This is a genomic window from uncultured Dokdonia sp., from assembly GCF_947492815.1.
In the GTDB taxonomy this organism is placed as follows: domain Bacteria; phylum Bacteroidota; class Bacteroidia; order Flavobacteriales; family Flavobacteriaceae; genus Dokdonia.
The window spans coordinates 1-545 of record NZ_CANLOB010000094.1 but is presented as its reverse complement, the minus strand read 5'-3'; the positions used below and the strand labels follow the sequence as shown (position 1 = coordinate 545).

General features: G+C 40.9%; 1 protein-coding gene. It reads right to left on the bottom strand.

From position 1 onward, the window contains the following. Nucleotides 1-545 (bottom strand): hypothetical protein (locus Q1A01_RS23670; protein ID WP_299686047.1); only part of this gene is annotated, 545 nt, incomplete at both ends.

Genomic DNA, 545 nt, shown 5'->3' with positions numbered 1-545 from the left:
TCAGTAGGGAATTCTGGACTTGGAAGTGGTAACACCTCTATCTCAAAAGAACCTTGACTAGCACAAGTTAAAAAGTCAAATGGACTCACTAAGAATTGAATTGTTTGTGAGTTAGACGTATTGGTATATGCCTGAGGATCGGTAATAGAAATACCATTGTCAAGATCAGCCTGAGAGGCATAGTACACCACCGTAAGTAATGGATCACCTCCGGTAATAACATCTTCAAAGATCGTTAAGTCAAATTCGAAAATCCCCACAGGATCTACATCAGGACCATCATCATTACATACAGAAATATTCAAGTCTGCTCCCGTTGGATTAATCACCGGTGGTGATACAATCAAGATATCAAACTCTGTAACAGCTGCACAGCTATTTGCACTACCATCATTTAAAACAACACGCACATAGATCGTCTCATCCATGTTAGCTGTTTGGTTCTGATACATTTCTGGATTGGCAATCCCTGCAGTACCATTCATAGCATCCGCCGCTGTAGGGTGATATGTTATTAAGTGAATCGCTGGATCTAAGCCGGCTAA